The sequence below is a fragment of the Vibrio sp. Isolate25 genome (genome assembly GCF_022398025.1).
GTDB lineage: Bacteria > Pseudomonadota > Gammaproteobacteria > Enterobacterales > Vibrionaceae > Vibrio > Vibrio coralliilyticus_A.
This window is the reverse complement of sequence record NZ_JAKEUT010000013.1, coordinates 1-16,341: the sequence shown is the minus strand read 5'-3', so window position 1 is coordinate 16,341 and position 16,341 is coordinate 1. Positions and strand designations below refer to the sequence as shown.

Below are 16,341 nucleotides of genomic sequence, written 5' to 3'. Positions count from 1 at the left end.
TGCCTTTCCGGGGGCTATTAACGCATTACGCATGAGGGTGATATGACAGACACACACAAAGAGACGCCTTTCCAATTGGTTGCTTCCGACCTTGATGGTACTTTACTGGCCCCTAACCACCAGCTCAGTGAATTCTCGAAACAAACGCTGAGTGAACTGCATCAGAAAGGCTACACCTTTATCTTTGCGACAGGTCGTCACCACGTCGATGTAGCGGGCATCCGAAAGCAAACGGCGATCCCAGCCTACATGATCACTTCCAATGGGGCTCGGGTTCATGATCAGCATGACAACCTGATGTACAGCCATAATGTCCCATCAGAACTTGTGCAGCCAGTGATCGATGTGATCAGGCAAGATCCGGGCATTTTTATCCACATGTACCAAAACGAAAGCTGGCTGCTGGACCGTGAAGACGACATGCTAGCGAAATTTCATAGCGACTCCGGTTTTGCCTATCAACTCTTTGAAGCAAAGGCCGCACCCACAGACGGGATTGCAAAAATCTTCTTCACTCATCCAGCCAAAGATCACGAGCACTTGGTTAAGTTTGAGCAACAGTTAAATGACAAGTTTGGTGACCAGCTCAATATCGCGTTCTCCACACCTTGGTGTCTTGAGGTAATGGCCGCAGAGGTATCGAAAGGAGAAGCCCTTAAAGTTGTCGCTGAGTCTCTCAATCTGACACTGGAAAACTGCATTGCTTTTGGTGATGGCATGAACGATGTCGAAATGTTGTCAATGGCAGGGAAAGGCTTAGTGATGGAAACGTCCCACATTAAAGTAAAACAGGCTTTACCAGAGAATGAAGTCATAGGTAGCAATGCCGACGATGCGGTCGCTCACTACCTACATACTCACCTGTTCTAGTCAGAGCACTTCCTTCTCTAGGATCGCCTGCCATTCCTGCTCAGTCACCGGCATGATCGACAGGCGATTGCATCGCTTCACTAGCGGCATGTTCTCTAGTTCTGGCATCGCTTTCATGACCGATAAAGGAATCAATCGCTTGGTCTTACGCACGAATTCAACGTCGACCATGACCCAGCGAGGTTTGTCTGGTGACGACTTAGGGTCAAAGTAATCACTCTCAGGATCAAAGGCAAAATGATCCGGATAAGCCTCTTTGACGACTTTTGCGATCCCAGCCACACCAACCTTTTTACAAGAGGAGTGGTAAATCAATACCAAATCACCTTCTTTCACCTCATCTCGCATCATGTTGCGCGCCTGATAATTACGCACACCTTCCCAGCAAGAGATATTTTGTGTTCGAAGTGTGTCAATAGAGAAAGTGTCAGGTTCTGTTTTGAATAGCCAATATGCCATAATGACGTCCGAATGATTTTATGATGAGGAAGATATAGCATGAAGGCGTTAAGAAACCCAGTCGCACTCACGATCTTACTGGCCCTTCAGGCCTGTTCCGGTTTTCAATCCGATGCAGAAAAGTTACAGGCTCCACAAGCGTCACTGAATAACCCTTCCTCAATCAAACCTCAGACTTTTGTTATGCGTGGCGAAGTCGTCCTTGGCCATGAAGTCCGCTCCATTGTCCCCTGTGGTAGCCAACAGCAATATTGGTTGGATCTACCTGCAGACCGTTTCCAGCAAGGAATGAAGCTCGTACGCTCGCCTTATGCACCCTTGTATGGTGAAGTGATTGGTCACCTTGAAGCCCCAGGGAAAGAGGGCTTCGCTGCTGACTATGCAGCACGCTTTGTGGTCGACAAAATCAACTTACTCACAGCTGAAAACCCTCATCGCTGCACTCAACCAACTCAACCCACCAAAGCATTCGGTAATGAACCGTTTTGGTCGGTACAATTTGTGGGTAATGCTTTGAAATTCACTGTGATGGGTGAGGAAGCACAACAATTTGAACTGACCTCAACCAAACTTGAAGCTGATCGCCGCCGTTATACATTCCAACAGGGTGAATTAGAGCTAAATCAACGCAGTTGCAATGATGGTATGAGTGACAGTCTGTATGGTTGGCGTGCTTCGTTAAAGGTAGGAGAGAAAACCTATCGCGGCTGCGCCACACTGTCTAATCAAGACGCCACTCAGCAATGGGCCGACACGTACCAAGCGCAAGCCAGTCAAAGCTCTCCATTTAGCGTTACTTTGTCTATGAACTCAGATCACACTGCGAGTACCACTTATCATTATCCAAATGGCGGTGCAGATACCGTAGAGAAAGGTTTCTGGCAACAGTTAAACCGCCATCAAGTCCAGGTTGTAAGTACTCACCTACAAGGACAGAAATTAAAGTCAGAGCGTATCTACACCAAAAAGAACAATCAATTGAATGCTGCACAGGAAAAAGTAGGTGACGTTATCTACGATATTGCCGATGGTGGACTGACACTTTTTAAGGCGAACGACGTCCACTTGCCCCCTACCACCAGTGAGAGCGGTAATAAAATTCCATCCAATGCCGAATTCAATCCCCAGGTTGATCGGGCATTACGTGACTACTTCAAAAGCGAAAAACAAGATCCAACGGGAACACGCTACCGCTGGCTCACCTATGATCTCAATGGTGATGGCCAAAAAGAGCTACTGGCTCAGTTAGACTGGTGTGGCTCAGGTGGTTGCACTTTATTGATTTTTAACCATGTTAATCAGAAGTGGCAATTCAACAGTCGCATCACGCTGGTTCAAACCCCATTAAATCTGGGTACACAAGAGCATCATCATTGGCGTGACTTGGTGATGTTTGTCAGTGGCGGAGGTGCCGTCCCTAATCAACATACGTTGCAATTTGACGGTAACCAATACCCACTCAATCCAAGCATGGCTCCAGTGGCAAATTATGATGACATCAGCCCAGTTCAACTTTTTTCCGATGGACTGACGCCGCATCAGGGTGGAGTCACACTTTAATATGGAAGCCCTCACTCCATGCCCAGGCTGTTTACTAAACTATAATTGTGTATGTGAGCACTTACCCTCCGTGAGTGCTTCTTTTTATATTGCAACACTCATACACGAAAATGAGCAACACCGCGTAACCAATACCGGACGCTGGCTACTCAAAGCCGTTCAACCAAGCAGCCAACACGTTTGGCAACGTACACTGCCCTGCCCTGAACTGAGCAGACTCATCTCAGATGAACAATACCAACCACTGTTGGTGTTTCCCAGTGAGGAAAGTCAGCCTCTGAAGGCTAAGGCTGAGAACGCCAGCCAGCAAGGAAGAATACCACTGTTCATTATTTTGGATGGGACTTGGAAGGAAGCCAAAAAGATGCTGCGCAAAAGCCCATGGCTCAGAGAATTGACAACCGTTCACCTCGCTCCTGAGAGTGAGTCTTGCTACCAGCTCAGACGGAATCAGGAGGCGGGAAACCTCTGCACACTGGAAGTAGGAGCGGAAATCATCCGCACTTTAGGGCAACAACATCAAGCTGAGCAACTGCGTGCATTTCTCCGCCACTACATGCAAGCATTCCAAGCTGACAAAAGCGGCCACCGATTAAAATAGCCAAATGCCTTGTTTATCAAGGCATCACTTAGCTCTCAATCAACAACAGTAACTCTGACAAACTGGCAATCTCAACATCAGGTAGGGTCCGAGCCCTACGATGCTGCATAAGGCTGGCATTCTGATCGTTAAACCAACATGCCGACAAACCGCTACGCTTGGCGCCTTGGACATCACTCACCAAATGGTCACCTACATGCAAAATGCGATGAGCAGGGCATTGAAGATGTTGGGCTGCTTTATTAAACATCTGTGGATGGGGTTTAGCATATCCATCGGGGCCCGCTTTGAGGATTAAAGAAAAGTACGGGGAAAGACCGATGCGCTCTGCATTCACATTACCATTGGTGATTGCGACTAAAGGCATGCGTTTCGCCAGTTGCTGCATCACTTGATGCGTTTGCTCTGGGACTGAAAAATCACTGCGTAGATGGAGGACTTCTTCAATCGCTTGCTCAGCAGCATGCTTAGCCTCGGCTTGCTCATAACCAAGGCGATACAGACCTTGTTCAATCTGAGTCTGACGCCATAGCGTCATATCATTCATCAGCCAGCTATCGGCCTTTGCTAACTCCATCTTCAATTCACGCCACCAGCTTGAAGGCTTACTGGCAGACAACGGATGATGCTTGTGCAGCCAAGTCGTCACCTGTGTCTCGACTCGACGTATCACTGGGCGGTTGTCATACAAGGTGTCATCAAGGTCAAACGTCATCGCTTCAATGACCGGCAGCTGACGATAGAAATGCATTACTCGCTCTCTTTCTTTTTGGCTCTTGGATGAGCTTGGTCGTAAACATCAGCAAGGTGTTGGAAATCCAAATGCGTATAGATCTGAGTAGTAGAAATATTCTCGTGTCCTAACAATTCCTGAACGGCTCTGAGGTTATTACTTGACTCCAACATATGAGTAGCAAATGAGTGACGAAGTTTATGCGGACTAATATGGCTCGCAACAGACTGCTTTTGTCCCCATTCCGCCATACGTTTCTGCACATTTCGATGCGAAATCCGTACACCCAGTTTAGACACGAACAGGGCAGTTTCATCGGCATTAGCCAATGCACTACGAACTTTGAGCCACTTTGCTACCCACTCCTCCGCCATCCCAGCAAAAGGCACTTTGCGCTCTTTGTCGCCTTTACCTACAACGCGTATCTCACCCGATGATAGACTCACATCGCGAACATCAACACTGACCATTTCCGCCAGTCGTAAACCAGCCCCATACATGAGTTCCATCATGGCGCGGTCACGTACCGCCAGCGGGTCATCTTCATTCACTTCAAGTAATTGACCCACTTCATCCACATCAAGATTCTTGGGTAAAGGCCTTTTCTTACGTGGAGCCGACACCCCTTTAGCAGGGTTTGCAGTCAACTCACCACGCAGGATTAGGAAATCAAAAAAACTACGCAGCGCCGACAATCGGGTCGCTAAGCTGCTCGCTTTCATGCCATCACGCATGCCTTTGCTTGCCAGTTGACGCACCCAAGCCGCATCAACCTGAGACCAATTTGTCAATCCCATAGAGACTAGGTGATGGGCCATGGTTTCCAGTTGTTGCTTGTAGTTACGCTGGGTATGAAGACTCAGCCCTTTCTCACTTCTCAAATACTCGTAGAAGCGATTGAGAGGGCTTTGGAGTCCGTTAGGCAGAGGTATTACTGAGTCGCTCATGGTCATCGCTTTGCCATGGAAGGGTTTCAATCAAATGCGAAAGCACCAGAGCAAGATGGCGCAAGAATAAGGTGTCCATGTGCGGCTGGAAATGCCCCCCATCACTGCTGGAAAAGGCTAAAATACCTTGTAATGTTTTCTTGTTCAGTGGCAACACAACGTAAGACCCCATCTCTGGCGCACGCGTTGTTTCACCAAACAACAACTCTCGATCCGCTTTACGCATTCTTCCCAAATAAGCGCTTTTACCATTGAGATGATTGGTCGCGAATCGGTGATAATTGTCTTTATCGAGCGAATAATACGACGATTCACTGTCTAGCAAACGTACATAGGCGACTAAGCCTAGAGATTTCGCCATTTCTTCCACGGCTTTTATCGCAGGAAGCAGCGCATCACAAGTCAGAACGTGCTCCTGTAGGCTCATAAATTCATGAAAAGTACGATCATTGTTTTTCGCCAGCGACATCAGAGTCGTGATCTCTTCTTCCAACTCTTCGATACGTTGGCGCTGCCTAGTCATTTGGACGTGGACCAACGAAACGGCGCCCTGCTCCTGATTGGGTAAAGCAAGGCGATCAACTAAGTCACGTCGGGTACTAAAAAAATCTGGGTTGTCACGTAAATATTCAGCAACAACCTCTGCGGTCAGCGCATCCGCTTCAATCTGCGACACGTTCGTTCCTTTAATTATTTTCTTATTAACAGCTTAGCTGACCATCGAATACATGTGTGGCTGGGCCAGTCATGTAAAGTGGTTTACCTGGTCCTTGCCAGCTAATTTTTAGCGATCCACCGGGCAGATTGACGGTGACCTTCTCATCCAACAGTTCCTGCACAATGCCCACTGCAACCGCACCACAAGCACCACTGCCACACGCCTGAGTTTCTCCGGCACCGCGCTCATAGACTCTGAGATTGACTTCATTGCGACTTAACACCTGCATAAAACCCGCATTGACTCTTTCAGGAAAGCGTTCGTGAGATTCCAGCAGTGGGCCTAAAGTATCCACATCGGCGGTTTGAGTGTCATCAACCACGGTCACAACATGAGGATTACCCATGCTCACCGCACCGCAGAACAAAGTTTTGTCTTCAGCTCGTAAGATGTACGTTTTTTCGGTCTGTTTGGCTTTGAATGGGATCTTACTTGGCTCAAATTCCGGTACACCCATGTTAACCGTCACCTGATCGTCTTCCTCGATATTGAGAACCATCTTGCCTTTTTTAGTGCTGACACTGATGCTGTATTTATTGGTCAAACCTTTCATACGCACAAAGCGGGCAAAACAGCGCGCACCGTTACCACACTGCTCCACTTCGCTGCCATCGGCATTGAAGATGCGGTAGTGGAAATCGGTTTCGGGATCATAAGGGGCTTCCACCACCAAAAGCTGGTCGAAGCCGACTCCTGTATGACGATCCGCCAAGCGACGGATCAAATCAGGAGAAAAGAAGATGTTCTGAGTAATGCAGTCAACGACCATAAAGTCATTACCCAAACCATGCATTTTAGAAAAGTGGAAATGCATAAGACGCCAATTACTCCGGAAGAATGTTTTCTAGGGCCCAAAGGCTCGACTGCTCTTCACGCTGACGTACTAGGTGAGCTTTATTGCCATCCACCATCACTTCAGCGACCCGGGTACGTGTATTGTAGTTCGATGACATCACAAAGCCATACGCACCAGCTGAACGAACCGCAAGCAAGTCATTCTCTTGCAGCACCAAAGCGCGATCTTTACCAAGGAAATCGCCTGTCTCACAAATAGGGCCAACCAGATCGTATGTCACAGGTTCCCCTTGACGAGGAGTGACAGGGACGATGTCTTGCCATGCTTGATATAAAGCCGGACGCATCAGGTCATTCATCGCAGCATCGATAATGGCGAAATTTTTATGTTCGGTATGTTTTAGGAATTCAACCTTGGTCAGTAACACCCCAGCGTTAGCAGCGATAGCACGGCCCGGTTCAAAAATAAGTTCTAGATCTTGGTGATTCTTCAGTCTGCCTAGAAGTGCTTTGGCATACTCAGAAGGCTCAGGCGGTAATTCATCGCGATAAATCACACCTAGACCGCCACCCACATCAAGGTGTTCAATATTGACACCTTGCGCTTTTAAATCATCAATAAGCGCCAACAAGCGATCAGTGGCATCAATAAACGGTTCAATATCTGTAAGCTGAGAACCAATGTGGCAGTCGATACCTTTGATTTCCAAATTCTCGAGACTTTGTGCAAACTGATATACCGCAGGCGCGCGATCAAAGGCAATGCCAAACTTATTATCACGCAGACCCGTTGAAATATAAGGGTGCGTATTGGCATCAACATCTGGGTTAATGCGTAGTGAAATAGGCGCTTTCACCCCTAGCTCACCCGCCACCTTGTTAAGGCGCTCTAGTTCCGGTTCAGATTCAACATTGAAACATTTGATACCCAATTCTAGGGCGCGTTTCATTTCAGCCGCCGTCTTACCCACACCGGAGAAAACCACTTTACTTGCTTGACCACCTGCAGCAATAACACGTTCCAGTTCACCACCTGAAACGATATCAAAGCCGGAACCTAGACGAGCCAGCGTATTGAGCACACCTAAATTCGAATTCGCTTTGACCGCATAACACACTAGGTGTGGGTGCTCACCCACGGATTTATCAAATGCATTCCAGTGACGCTCAAACGTTGCGCGGGAATATACGTATAGTGGCGTTCCAAATTGCTCTGCTAAGTCTGTCAGTGGAACATCTTCGGCCCAAAGTTGGCCATCATCCTGATAGTTGAAGTAATCCAAAATGCTATCCCTTATGTTGTTATTTATTGTTGTGAAGGCTGCTCATTCTGGGAGGCATCTTCGGGCATATAAAGAGGACCTGTCTGACCACAGCCGGCCAAACCCAGAACAGATAAAAGAAACAGAGCGATGAGTGATTTTTTCATGGGTTGTGTCGTGATTAATCTTTCAATGCCCCCTATAATCGCACCACACTCAGGAAAAGCAATAGGATAAAAAGATGAACGAGACTGAATTTCATCAGCAGGCAGATGTTCAAATGCAAATCATCGAAGAAATGATTGATGATTCAGGCGCGGACATTGATTACGAAACGTCTGGCAATGTAATGACTCTAGAGTTTGAAGATCGCAGCCAAATCATTATTAATCGCCAAGAACCAATGAAAGAAATCTGGCTGGCATCCAAATCTGGTGGCTTCCACTTCGCGATGGTCAACGAGCAGTGGGTTTGTTCCAAAACAGGCCTAGAGTTGATTGCGATGGTTAAGCAGGAATGTGAAAAGCATTCAGATGAAGAGATCGAGTGGGTTTAATTCCCTGTAAAACTCCGATACAAAAAAGAGCACATAACGTGCTCTTTTTCATCGATTCGAATTACGCATTCACCGCCCGACTTGGCTTGGAATAGTTCGCGCCATCATTACGATATGGCACGATATAAGAATCCCCTTCTTCAGGGTGAACAATTTGATAGTACTGCGGTAAATTAAAGTTAATAAACTGAGTCGACAACTGATTGTCATCTTTGACTGACGTGTAAAAACTATTCACACTGGCGATCATCTCATCTTTCATACCACTGAACTGATGGTATACCTCAACGCGATTCGCTTCATCCAGCACGTAAATATTGAAGCCCTGTTCAGAATCTTCAAAGAAGAACTGAATTAGCCCCTCACTGGCAAAACTGTCAACGATCTCCGGCAACTGGTAGTCCTGTTCTTTGTCCAAGACTAGCAACGGCGGTCCTTTTAACTTGCTGGTCGAGATGCTGCGATAGAAATCAATAGAGTTTTCCAACATCTGCACAGACACGCCCCGACGCTCAAAAAACAAGCCATAGGTTTGCTGAGCAATACGCAGCGCTTTAAAGCGACGACGCTTCTCTTGTTCAATCGGCTTGAGACGTAAATCTATGCACTCCGCCAGTAGTTGATACACCATATTGCGCATCACACCACGTAGATTTTTACTGTAGCAGAACACATCAACCGACTCAGGAGGCAACGCATCTTGGTGCATTTTACCCAGAATGGTCTTCAGCGCATCGAGCATGGCCGTTTCACCTTTGAAATGCAGCGTACGGACTTCATGCCAAGAGTTGCGATACACCAGATCGACACTACCGACCAGACAAGTCTGCTTTGAGCCGAAGCTAAAAATATCGGTCGTTTTCAGGTCTACCTTCAGAGCACGGCCACTCAGCTCCGCTGTTGGGTCATCCTCAAAGTTGATGAACATCGCCAGTTGGCTAATTTCACAAGGACTCGCTAGGGCCTGCATCGTTGGGCGGCGTTTACGTAATGAGAAGGTATTACGCAAATCACTGACCATCTGATAAAACTTATCAATATCCAGATGAGCATCGCGAACCACTGAGTGCAGACGCGTCGATTCTGTAATCAAACCATTAAAGAATGACCAAGCAACCAACTTACTGAGATATTCATTGTGCTCAAGGAATGGTTGACCAAGGATACGATCGGGCTGAAGGGGCTGCTTATAGAGGTACCAACCCGCTCGGTTTGTACGACCCGGCCTAACTTCAATAAAGCTCAGGTCTGGCTCGTGTAAGTCAGGAGAAATTTGCGGGTTCAGCAAAGTTACCTTACCCGGTAAAACCTCAAACGCCGCATAGAGCTTACGCGCTAGGATACTGATGTCTTGTGGACTGATGGCAGAAGTGATGTCATTACGACGAGCAAATTGAATCAGGTTGCGGTAGCTCAACATCAAAGCATCAAGCAAAGCATGGTGAACCACTTTAACTTGCTCTACTTTCCAGTTACGGCGATCGTCCAACTCAACAAGCACGGAGTGGTCCCAATTCCATGTTTTGATCATGTCGCTCATCGCTTCACGGCGCCAAGCAACGGAACCCATTCCAGGTTCACGAGACAACTTCTCGTGCGTTTTGAGATAAAAACAGCGACGTACCAAATCAAGACGATTGTAGTCCCCAATGCGTTCAAGATAGCGGGTCACCTTTTCAAGCATCAAGTAGTAAGCATCCATGCCGTAGAGATCTGGCTCATGAGCAAAGAAGCGACGTTTGGTATCAAGACTGAGAAGTTGCGTATGAGGGTATTCCCATGAATACGCTTCAAGCAAGATGGCTTTTAGCACGGACTTATATGGAGAGTCGATGCTCTTATACAACTGCCATAAGTTCGAGCCAAAATACTCTTCAGCCGGAATGCGATTCAACTGACCAAAATCAATCCACTGTGAGCAATCAATGTAACCTTGGCTGCACAGATCACGCACGTATTCGTCGTAGCACTCTTCCATCTCTGGTGGCACGATTTGCCACAACAAACGCTGGCCCGCAAGACGAACCGCGGAACGATAGAATTCATCCAACAATAGTAGGTGCTGGGATGAGCCACAGTTGTCCCCTGTCATTTCTTCAGAACGATTGGTGCGAAAACGTTCTTCATCCATCAGGAAGAAGTTCGCCTCAACCCCTTGGCTCTGAGCCCAATCGGTGATCAACAAACATTTATTGGTCAGGCATTCTCTTTCTTCACAGCTCATTGAGGGAGATACACATACCCAGATATCGAGATCGCTTGAAGTGCTCTGCCCAATGGAAGAAGTACTTCCCATGGTATACAAGCCAAGAATAGCGGGCTCAACGCTGGTTCGAAGTGACTGACCAATCGTCAATTCTGTGTCTTCGACAAACTGCTGTTGCACCTCATTAAATTCGAGACCGTATACACCAAAAGGGACTTGGGAGTCGTAATAACCTGGGATGACTGGATGATTGAAATGAAGAAGAGTGGGAATAAGATGGAATACACGCTGACTTTGCATATCCATAAGAGCCAGCGCGCGCTCAATACGCTGCTGGTTTAGATTATCAAGTCTTTGAATAAGCGTCTTTGTATAAGCCTGCAAGGGTGATTCCTTGGTTAATTCCTAACTGTGCTCTGACGATAAATTGCTCTAAAGCACTAACAAAACGTGATCAATTTAACACTTTTATTTCGTTTGGTAAAGAAATGTACGATCGAATCGACACTGTTTTGTTCATCAATATTCTCGCGACATAGTGTGGTACGTATCTACCTTTTGTAATAATAGCCCATTTTGCAAACGAGATACTCATCACACTATTTTGAATATTTTCTGCTAGCCCAATAACTCACTTTCAACGAGACGATCTAGCAGGAAGACTTTTTCTTAGAGAATGGTAGGATTAGCCCATCTGAACTGTTATCCAAAGACCATCATGACACAATCGACTCCAATTCGAATTGCCACACGCAAAAGCCCTCTCGCCCTTTGGCAAGCCTATTATGTACGAGATGCACTTCAAGCTGCACACCCCGGCTTACAAGTTGAACTTGTCACCATGGTCACCAAAGGTGACGTTATTCTCGACACTCCTCTGGCGAAAGTTGGAGGTAAAGGTTTATTCGTAAAAGAGCTTGAAGTCGCCATGTTAGAAGGACGCGCAGATTTGGCGGTCCATTCAATGAAAGACGTGCCCGTTGATTTTCCAGAGGGCTTAGGGCTGGTCACGATTTGCGAACGTGAAGACCCGCGTGATGCTTTCGTATCCAATACCTACAACAACATTGACGAATTACCACAAGGTGCAGTAGTGGGTACTTGCAGCCTGCGTCGTCAGTGCCAAATTAAAGAATATCGTCCTGACTTAGTGATTAAAGAGCTTCGCGGCAACGTTGGAACGCGTTTGGGTAAACTTGATGCCGGAGAATATGATGCAATCATCCTTGCCGCAGCAGGCCTAAAACGCCTCGAACTTGAAGAACGAATCCGCAGCTTTATCGAACCAGAGCAATCTCTGCCTGCTGTAGGACAAGGAGCTGTTGGCATTGAATGTCGCCTTAATGACGAGCGTCTGATCAAATTACTTGAGCCACTCAACCACAAAGATACTGCCGATCGCGTTCTGTGCGAACGCGCCATGAACCTCACACTAGAAGGTGGCTGTCAGGTGCCTATTGGTAGTTATTCTCTTCTAGATGGTGATGATATTTGGCTTCGAGCTCTAGTCGGTGAGCCCGATGGTTCAAAGATTGTGCGTGGTGAGATCAAAGGTCCACGTACCGAAGCCGAAAAGCTGGGTGTCACTTTAGCCAACCAATTACTTGACGATGGTGCGCGTGATATATTGACCAGACTGTACGCGGATCACGAGTAAGCCGATGGCAGTGTTAGTCACTCGGCCCGGTGAACAAGGCCGCGAACTTTGCCATCAACTCAATCGCGCAGGAATCTGCGCGTTACACCATTGTCTTATTGAAATTCGACCTGAGGAAGATCTCCCCGGCATTTCATCTCAGCTCGCACAATTCGACCTCATTATTGCTGTCAGTCAACATGCGGTGACGCTCACACAAAAGGCTTTCCTACCTCAACAAAAATGGCCGAAAGCAGCGTCCTACATTGCCGTCGGTCAAAAAACCGCACATGTTTTAAGCAAACTTAGCCAGCAAAAAGTACACTACCCTGACGTTGGTGACAGCGAGCACCTGCTCAAGCTGGACATACTTAAAAACGTCAAAGACAAAAAGGTGGTAATCCTAAGAGGCAATGGTGGTCGAGAACTCATCTATGAATCGCTCAAATCCAGAGGGGCTCAAGTCCGCTACTTTGAGGTTTACAAACGAGAAAACCTCGCTTTTGACTCAGATTTGTTGGTACCTCTATGGCAGGATAAAGACATTCAACAATTAGTCATCACCAGTTCAGGTCAGCTAAGTTACTTTGTATCTCAGCTGACGCCAGCGCAATTGAACTGGGCATTCGGGTTGCAACTCTATGTACCGAGTGAACGTATCGCGAATGAAGCGCGACAGCTGGGGTTTCTCCATGTAAATAATACCGGCAGCGCTTCCAATAAAGATTTACTGGCTACTCTCCGGCCAAAGTGAACAGGACAAGACCAATGACAAGTAAAAATAAAAACGACCACATTGAACCTGAGAAAGACCAAGAAACAGCGTCACCTGCTGAGACTCAACAGTCTTCCAATGATACTTCCAATGCGTCTGAATCTCCCTCTACGTCTTCCGATAAAAAGTCTGAGCCTACAGCGTCAACAGACACTGCCAAACAAGAAAAAAATGCAAAGCGCGGGGTTAAACTCGGTGCTGTCGCCATCGTGATTTCACTGATATTTGGTGGCGGCTTAACCATTCAGTTGGAGCAACAAAGCGCTCAATATCAATCCCAAATTGAATCACTTAAAACACAACTAGAGCAAACCACAGCCTCCGTTAAGCAAGACCTCATTGCTACTCAGAAAGTAACCTTAGAAAAAGCAACGGAAATCACTCATAAAACCGAAACCGCTTTATCGCAACAGCAGAAAAGTATCGAAAGTTTGCAACTTGCAATTGCTGATGTCAAAGGCCGTCGCCCCAACGATTGGCTACTTGCCGAGGCAGACTACCTCGTCAAACTAGCAGGCCGTAAGTTATTTCTAGAACATGATGCAGTCAGTGCCACTAAATTGATGGAAAGTGCCGATCAGCGTATCGCAGCACTGAATGACCCAAGCTTGGTGCCGTTACGTAAATCAATGGCCAATGACATTACGAAGCTTAAGTCTGTGCCCATTATCGACCGCGAGGGCCTTGTTCTCAGATTAACAGCACTACAACAGCAAGTTGACAGCCTGCCGTTAGCCAATGCCATTCTTCCTGAGGCACCAGAGCAGAAAGAGCAACAGGTCTCCGAAGACATCTATGATTGGAAAGATAACCTGATGACTTCACTCAAAGACTTCTCGGAGAATTTCATTACCTTCCGCACTCGAGATGGCAATGTCATTCCTCTGTTATCGCCTGAACAACATTTCTATCTTAAAGAAAACATCAAGGCCAAATTAGAAACAGCGATTAAAGCGGTGTACGTTGAGCAGCAAGATATTTATCAAACAGCATTAACCACTGCCGACAAATGGTCGAGTGCATTCTTCAACCAAGACGCCAACACCGTTATCGAGTTCAATAAAACTCTGGAAATGCTAAGCAAGCAGAATGTACAAGTCGACTACCCGGTGAAACTTGAAACACAGCAAATTCTGTCCGACGTGATTCGTGATCGCCTGCGCCGTGAAGTCACCACTCTGGTTACGGAGGAAAAATAATGTTCAGAATCATTTTTCTCTTCCTTGTCTTAGGGGCAGGGCTGTTTGCCGGAACCCAATATGCGGGTCAGCAGGGCTACGTACTGATCTCGGTGGCAGATAAAACCATCGAGATGAGTGTCACAACGTTAGTAATCTTCATTATTGCAACTTTAGCCGTACTCTTTGGCTTGGAATTTTTAATCAAGAAAATGTTCTCGGCCAGCTCAGCAACTTGGAACTATTTCAGTGTGCGTAAGATGCGCCGTTCTCGCCGTTATACCAATGAAGGGATCATCAAATTACTTGAAGGTGACTTCAAGTCGGCAGAGAAGAAAGTCACTCGCTGGGCTAATCATCACGACATGCCCCTACTATGCTACTTGGTCGCTTCTGAAGCAGCTCAAGGAATGGGCGATAAGAAAAAACGTGATCACTACTTAACGCTGGCATCTGAGCAGGAACATGCTCAACTGGCCGTTGAATTGACCAGAGCAAAACAGCAGGTAAGAGAAGCGCAATACACACATGCTTTAGACACCCTAACCAAACTAAAATCCGACTACCCAGAAAACCGCATTGTTCTTAACCTACTTAAGACTGTCTATGTCGAGCTAAAAATGTGGCAGCCACTGCTGGACACCTTGCCTAGCCTAGCAAAAAATAAAATCATTGCGAAAGATGAGCAGGAGCAATTGAACCAACGTGCTCAGTGCGGTCTGTTAGAGCAAGTCGCGGAACAAAAAGGCAGTGAAGGGCTGATCACCCATTGGAACAATCTTGCCCGTAAACAAAAAAACGATACTCATTTAGTCGAATGTTTTGCAAAACAGCTAATGGCTCGTAAAGCAGACAATGAGGCCTTCACGTTGGTAAAAGAGAGCCTTAAGAAACATCCAGCTTCCAACCTATACACTTTATTACCCGATATGAATTTGGCCGATGAACATCCAGCTATAGTCTTCCTAGAAGAGGCTCTCAAAAAAGATGGTAACAACGCCCACGCACACAGTGCCCTTGCTCAGTTCCATTTAAGAAATGAAAACTGGTCTGAGGCACAACAGCATTTAGAAAAAGCGCTTTCTGTTCGCTCAAGCGTAGCGGATTATTCATCTTTAGCTGATGCGTTAGAAAAACAAAACATGACGAAGGCTGCTCATGAAGTATCAAAGAAAGCATTGACGTTAGTCCAAGCTTAGCACCCTAGCGATATTATCTTCAGCCGACCTGATGGTCGGCTTTTTTGTGCGTATAAGTAGTATTCGTAACTACACCTAGTCATCAAACTAAGTTGTTCCACACAACAAATCATTATAAGCAAAGGCTTCGTCACTAAGGTTGTCGCCTTAGAATGACAAAGCATTAAGAGTCAAAGGCCGGAGATTTATCGTGGGAGGCTCTGCCACTTTTCAAATAATCGACACCATTGTCTCTAAACAACAAAACCCAGCCTGCGGGCTGAATTTCTCAATAAATGGCTAACAGTAGTGGAGAGAGTTAGTTCAGGGTTACAGCTGGGAGTCGTTGGCCACAGACCAACAATAATATTTCATATACGAAAAAGCCCTAACATTTCTGTTAGGGCTTTGTCTGAATAAGTGGCGGAGCGGACGGGACTCGAACCCGCGACCCCCGGCGTGACAGGCCGGTATTCTAACCAACTGAACTACCGCTCCGCACTGGTTAGACACTAAGTCTAAATGTAAAGCCTGGCGATGTCCTACTCTCACATGGGGAAGCCCCACACTACCATCGGCGCTATTGCGTTTCACTTCTGAGTTCGGCATGGAATCAGGTGGGTCCACAACGCTATGGTCGCCAAGCAAATTCTTTCTCTCTATTTCTAGAGAATAACTTGGAAAGCTGTTTTGTGTTCTCTACACATTCAATGTTCTACTTTGAGTCCATCAAAACCCTTTGGGTGTTGTATGGTTAAGCCTCACGGGCAATTAGTACAGGTTAGCTCAACGCCTCACAACGCTTACACACCCTGCCTATCAACGTTCTAGTCTCGAACAACCCTTCAGGACACTTAAAGTGCCAGG

At 46.7% G+C, this 16,341-nt stretch carries 15 protein-coding genes, 1 tRNA gene, 2 rRNA genes and 1 pseudogene; 8 read left to right on the top strand and 11 right to left on the bottom strand.

Annotated features, from left to right (window positions below):
• Positions 1-42 precede the first annotated feature (42 nt).
• Complete coding sequence (locus tag L1D15_RS17980; protein ID WP_239876599.1) at positions 43-870, top strand: Cof-type HAD-IIB family hydrolase; 828 nt, start codon at positions 43-45, stop codon at positions 868-870.
• On the opposite strand, the gene L1D15_RS17975 is transcribed toward L1D15_RS17980, so the two are convergent.
• Positions 871-1,329, bottom strand: coding sequence for an EVE domain-containing protein (locus tag L1D15_RS17975; protein WP_239876598.1), 459 nt, complete (start codon positions 1,327-1,329; stop codon positions 871-873).
• A gap of 39 nt (positions 1,330-1,368) precedes the next feature.
• On the opposite strand from L1D15_RS17975, the gene L1D15_RS17970 reads away from it, so the two are divergent.
• Entirely contained in the window at positions 1,369-2,889 is a 1,521-nt protein-coding gene (locus L1D15_RS17970) for a hypothetical protein (RefSeq protein ID WP_239876597.1), read from the top strand.
• A gap of 1 nt (position 2,890) precedes the next feature.
• Positions 2,891-3,490, top strand: coding sequence for a DTW domain-containing protein (locus tag L1D15_RS17965; RefSeq protein WP_239876596.1), 600 nt, complete (start codon positions 2,891-2,893; stop codon positions 3,488-3,490).
• A gap of 28 nt (positions 3,491-3,518) precedes the next feature.
• Here the strand turns inward: L1D15_RS17965 and yigB are convergent, their stop codons facing one another.
• The 6 genes and pseudogenes from yigB to L1D15_RS17935 form a co-directional block, all read right to left on the bottom strand.
• Positions 3,519-4,241 (bottom strand): 5-amino-6-(5-phospho-D-ribitylamino)uracil phosphatase YigB, encoded by a 723-nt coding sequence (gene yigB / locus L1D15_RS17960; protein WP_239876595.1) that lies wholly within the window; start codon positions 4,239-4,241, stop codon positions 3,519-3,521.
• The gene (gene xerC, locus L1D15_RS17955) at positions 4,241-5,170 is read right to left on the bottom strand and encodes a tyrosine recombinase XerC (protein ID WP_239876594.1); all 930 of its coding nucleotides are present in this window, start codon (positions 5,168-5,170) and stop codon (positions 4,241-4,243) included. Before xerC ends, yigB begins: the two co-directional genes overlap by 1 nt.
• A complete protein-coding gene (locus tag L1D15_RS17950) occupies positions 5,142-5,846 on the bottom strand; it encodes a DUF484 family protein (protein ID WP_239876593.1) in 705 nt (234 codons plus the stop codon). Before L1D15_RS17950 ends, xerC begins: the two co-directional genes overlap by 29 nt.
• A 25-nt stretch (positions 5,847-5,871) precedes the next feature.
• Positions 5,872-6,702: a diaminopimelate epimerase gene (dapF, locus tag L1D15_RS17945; protein WP_239876592.1), complete on the bottom strand. Its 831-nt coding sequence runs from the start codon at positions 6,700-6,702 to the stop codon at positions 5,872-5,874.
• A gap of 10 nt (positions 6,703-6,712) precedes the next feature.
• Positions 6,713-7,966, bottom strand: coding sequence for a diaminopimelate decarboxylase (gene lysA, locus L1D15_RS17940; RefSeq protein ID WP_239876591.1), 1,254 nt, complete (start codon positions 7,964-7,966; stop codon positions 6,713-6,715).
• Between the two features lie 23 nt (positions 7,967-7,989).
• Positions 7,990-8,207: pseudogene (locus L1D15_RS17935) on the bottom strand (lipoprotein).
• Between L1D15_RS17935 and cyaY the strand changes: the two are divergent.
• Positions 8,187-8,501: an iron donor protein CyaY gene (gene cyaY, locus L1D15_RS17930; protein ID WP_239838972.1), complete on the top strand. Its 315-nt coding sequence runs from the start codon at positions 8,187-8,189 to the stop codon at positions 8,499-8,501. The pseudogene L1D15_RS17935 and the gene cyaY sit on opposite strands and share 21 nt — an antisense overlap.
• 61 nt (positions 8,502-8,562) lie before the next feature.
• On the opposite strand, the gene L1D15_RS17925 is transcribed toward cyaY, so the two are convergent.
• A complete protein-coding gene (locus L1D15_RS17925) occupies positions 8,563-11,091 on the bottom strand; it encodes a class I adenylate cyclase (protein WP_239838971.1) in 2,529 nt (842 codons plus the stop codon).
• Between the two features lie 334 nt (positions 11,092-11,425).
• Between L1D15_RS17925 and hemC the strand changes: the two genes are divergently transcribed.
• From hemC to L1D15_RS17905, 4 genes are read left to right on the top strand one after another with little or no spacing between them, the layout of a single operon-like run.
• Complete coding sequence (gene hemC, locus L1D15_RS17920) at positions 11,426-12,364, top strand: hydroxymethylbilane synthase (RefSeq protein WP_239876590.1); 939 nt, start codon at positions 11,426-11,428, stop codon at positions 12,362-12,364.
• 4 nt (positions 12,365-12,368) lie between these two features.
• Positions 12,369-13,097 (top strand): uroporphyrinogen-III synthase, encoded by a 729-nt coding sequence (locus L1D15_RS17915; RefSeq protein WP_239876589.1) that lies wholly within the window; start codon positions 12,369-12,371, stop codon positions 13,095-13,097.
• A 14-nt stretch (positions 13,098-13,111) separates the two neighbouring features.
• Positions 13,112-14,317: a uroporphyrinogen-III C-methyltransferase gene (locus L1D15_RS17910; protein ID WP_239876588.1), complete on the top strand. Its 1,206-nt coding sequence runs from the start codon at positions 13,112-13,114 to the stop codon at positions 14,315-14,317.
• Positions 14,317-15,495 (top strand): heme biosynthesis HemY N-terminal domain-containing protein, encoded by a 1,179-nt coding sequence (locus L1D15_RS17905; RefSeq protein WP_239876587.1) that lies wholly within the window; start codon positions 14,317-14,319, stop codon positions 15,493-15,495. Before L1D15_RS17910 ends, L1D15_RS17905 begins: the two co-directional genes overlap by 1 nt.
• Positions 15,496-15,895: 400 nt before the next feature.
• Here the strand turns inward: L1D15_RS17905 and L1D15_RS17900 are convergent.
• The 3 genes from L1D15_RS17900 to L1D15_RS17890 form a co-directional block, all read right to left on the bottom strand.
• A tRNA-Asp gene (locus tag L1D15_RS17900) sits at positions 15,896-15,972 on the bottom strand.
• 31 nt (positions 15,973-16,003) lie between these two features.
• Positions 16,004-16,119, bottom strand: a 5S ribosomal RNA gene (gene rrf, locus L1D15_RS17895).
• A 105-nt stretch (positions 16,120-16,224) separates the two neighbouring features.
• Positions 16,225-16,341, bottom strand: a 23S ribosomal RNA gene (locus L1D15_RS17890); the annotation flags it as partial.